The following is a 3419-nucleotide window of genomic DNA, read 5'->3' as shown; positions in this document are numbered from 1 at the left end:
CTTGCTGGGCTAATTCTAACCAATCTCCTTTTTCTATCCACTCTTCTAAAGTTATTTCTGACAATGACGCTTTTGAACTCACTAAGTCGCCTTGACTAAAATCGAGTTTATCATAAGCATATTCTAACAATTCATAAGCAGAATTAGCTGTCATCATCTTGAGTAAATCACTGGTAATAGTTGATTGTGTTGGTTAGAGTCACATAACCTAATCTTTGGTTTTTTTGAACTATTTTTAATAGTATGACTGATAGGAAGCGTAACTGTCAAGTAAACAGACAAGCCGCCATTATGTCAATTTTTTAATAATTTGCCTCTAGCACTGAAAGCGAGCAAACAGCGATCGCATTTGGGGCAGCTTTGCTGTGGCAATTGTCCGTGACTCAATATCTGTAATAATCTAATACAGCCCTTGTAAACCTTCTTTAAGCTCTGGGTTTTCGTCTTGATCGAGATGCACAAAATCGCCCTTAGATGAGAATTAGTTTACAAAAATTTACATTTGGAGATAAGGAGCAATGAGTCAAGTTTCCGGTACAGATGTTCCCGATTTGGGTCGTCGTCAATTTATGAACCTGTTGACCTTTGGTACAATTACCGGAGTAGCGGCGGGGGCTTTGTATCCGATTGTTAAGTATTTTATTCCCCCCTCGGCCGGTGGTACGGGTGGCGGTGTCACCGCAAAAGATGCCCTAGGCAATGATGTGATTGTCAGTCAATTTCTGACCAGCCATAACCCTGGCGATCGCACCTTAGCCCAAGGTTTAAAAGGCGACCCCACCTATTTAGTCGTCCAAGAGGACAAAACCCTGGCCAACTACGGAATTAACGCCGTCTGCACCCACTTAGGTTGTGTGGTGCCATGGAATGCCAGCGAAGAAAAATTCATGTGTCCTTGCCACGGTTCCCAGTACAATGCCGAAGGAAAAGTAGTTCGCGGTCCAGCGCCTCTATCCTTAGCCCTCGCCCATGCCAACGTCACCGATAATGATAAAGTCGTCTTCTCCACTTGGACGGAAACCGACTTCCGCACCGGCGAAGAACCCTGGTGGTCCTAGATTATTCAATGTGACGAGATTTGGAATTATTCGACCTATAGAGATGAGAACATTCAACTTTTTAAGCTTCCCGCAAGTCCACAGACAGGCCCTAGTGAAAGCTGTCCTCGTGGCGATCGCTACCGTTTCCCTACTCCTAACCAGCGATGTCATTAACCCCCAATCGGCCCAAGCATATCCTTTTTGGGCGCAACAAACCGCCCCGGAAACCCCCAGGGAAGCAACCGGTCGGATTGTCTGTGCGAACTGCCATTTAGCCCAAAAACCCGCCGAAATTGAAATCCCCCACTCGGTATTACCCGATAGCGTCTTTGAAGCAGTGGTAAAAATCCCCTACGATCCCGCCAGTCAACAGGTGTTAGGCGACGGATCGAAGGGGGGTTTAAACGTCGGTGCAGTCTTAATGCTACCGGATGGTTTTAAAATCGCGCCCCCCGATCGCATTCCCGAAGAAATGCAGGAAAAACTCGGTGGAGTCTATTTCCAATCCTACAAAGAAGGTCAAGATAACGTGGTTATCGTCGGCCCCTTACCCGGTGATCAATACAAAGAGATCGTTTTCCCCGTCCTGGCCCCCGATCCTAGCCAAAATAAGGGTATTCACTTCGGTAAATATGCTGTGCATTTAGGGGCCAATCGCGGTCGCGGTCAAGTGTACCCCACCGGTGAACCCAGCAATAATAACGCTTTCAAAGCTTCTACCGCAGGTACAATTAGCCAGATCAGCAAAACCGAAGCCGGTGGTTATGAAGTCACCATCACTTCCGAAGCTGGCCCCGTGGTGGAAAATATTCCCGCAGGTCCTGAGTTAATCGTCTCGGAAGGTCAAGCGATCGAAGTGGGACAATTTTTAACCAGTAACCCCAATGTCGGCGGTTTTGGTCAAAAAGATACGGAAGTTGTCCTGCAAAATCCCGGCCGGATCAAAGGATTAGTTTTATTCCTCGGTGGTATTATGCTCTGCCAAATCCTCTTAGTTATTAAGAAAAAACAAGTGGAAACAGTACAAGCGGCCGAAATGAATTTCTAATCGCAATATTTCGGTTATTTTTGCTAAAAAGCGGGTTACTTGCCCGCTTTTTAGCTTTGGGGCAGGAAAATGCTCACCGCTCACTGCCGTCTGATACAATCGGTTCAACTTAACCGATAAGTGTCAATTTTTTATGAATCAGTCGCTTGTTCCAGTCATTCTCGCCGGTGGTAAAGGGGAACGTTTTTGGCCTCTCAGTCGTCTAGCGCGTCCGAAACAGTTTCTCTGTCTTGATGGTAGTGGTCGCAGTCTTTTACAAGCAACGGCTGATCGTCTATTATCTTTAGCGGCAGGTTGGGAAAATCTCTGGGTAATTACCGCTAGTGCGATCGCTGATGGTGTCCGCGAACAACTGCCCGATTTACCAGAGAGTAACCTATTAGTGGAACCGGTGGGCAAGGATACGGCCCCGGCTGTGACTTGGGCCACCTTAGAAGTGATAAAACGTTATGGTAAGGAAGTGGCGATCGGTTTTTTTCCTGCCGATCATTATATTGGTAATCAAGAGGCTTATATTAACACTTTAAAAGCGGCCGTAGAAGTGGCCGTCAGCCAAAAAGCGATCGTTACTTTAGGGATTAAACCCGATTATCCCTCCACCGGTTACGGTTATATCGAACAGGGAGAAAATCAGGGCGAATTTAATGGTTTACCCGTCTATAAAGTTAGTCGTTTTACGGAAAAACCCGATCGCACCACGGCCGAAAAATTCCTAGAAACGGGACTTTTTAGCTGGAATAGCGGAATGTTTATCTTTCAGGGACAAGTGGTTTTAGAGGAGCTAAAAACCCACGCTAATAATATTTTACAACCTCTGAGCGATCGGGGCATCGCTGCCTATGAGGATTTAGAGAAAAAAAGTATCGATTATGCTTTGATGGAAAAAACCCAACTCGCTTACGTTTTACCCGCTAATTTCGGTTGGGATGATCTGGGAGATTGGAATGCTCTGGAAAGATTACTAGAAGCAAAGGGCAAAAATATTGAACTGGCAAATCATGTCGGTTTGGATACGGAGGGGGCTATTATCTATGCTAGTGATGAGGAAGAAGTGATCGTTACTATTGGTTTAAAAGATCTGGTAATTGTTCGCGACGGCAAAGCAACTCTCGTTGTCCACAAAGATCGTACCCAAGATATTAAACAAGTTCTCAAGCAATTACAAACCGATCCCAAATTAAAGAAATTGTTATAGGATCGATATTAGTTACCAGCTTTTTCAGTAATCAGTGATCAGTAAACAGTAATCAGTAATCAGTGAAAAGACAGTAGGAAACCTCTATTTAATTAATACTGGTAACTTAAAACTCAAATCTGATAACTGATAACTG

At 45.0% G+C, this 3419-nt stretch carries 3 protein-coding genes; all 3 read left to right on the top strand.

The annotated features are described in order from the left end of the window. Window positions 1-518: 518 nt before the first annotated feature. The 3 genes from petC (at window position 519) to PX636_RS06605 (ending at window position 3283) form a co-directional block, all read left to right on the top strand. Window positions 519-1058: a cytochrome b6-f complex iron-sulfur subunit gene (gene petC, locus PX636_RS06615; protein ID WP_288116555.1), complete on the top strand. Its 540-nt coding sequence runs from the start codon at window positions 519-521 to the stop codon at window positions 1056-1058. A 43-nt stretch (window positions 1059-1101) separates the two neighbouring features. Continuing rightward, the gene (gene petA, locus PX636_RS06610; RefSeq protein WP_012265194.1) at window positions 1102-2088 is read left to right on the top strand and encodes a cytochrome f; all 987 of its coding nucleotides are present in this window, start codon (window positions 1102-1104) and stop codon (window positions 2086-2088) included. A gap of 133 nt (window positions 2089-2221) precedes the next feature. Further along, window positions 2222-3283: a mannose-1-phosphate guanylyltransferase gene (locus tag PX636_RS06605; protein WP_288116554.1), complete on the top strand. Its 1062-nt coding sequence runs from the start codon at window positions 2222-2224 to the stop codon at window positions 3281-3283. Window positions 3284-3419 lie beyond the last annotated feature (136 nt).

Origin of the sequence: Microcystis sp. M53598_WE2 (assembly GCF_030067735.1) — a bacterium.
Classification (GTDB): Bacteria; Cyanobacteriota; Cyanobacteriia; order Cyanobacteriales; family Microcystaceae; genus Microcystis; species Microcystis aeruginosa.
This window is presented reverse-complemented; position numbering and strand designations above follow the sequence as displayed.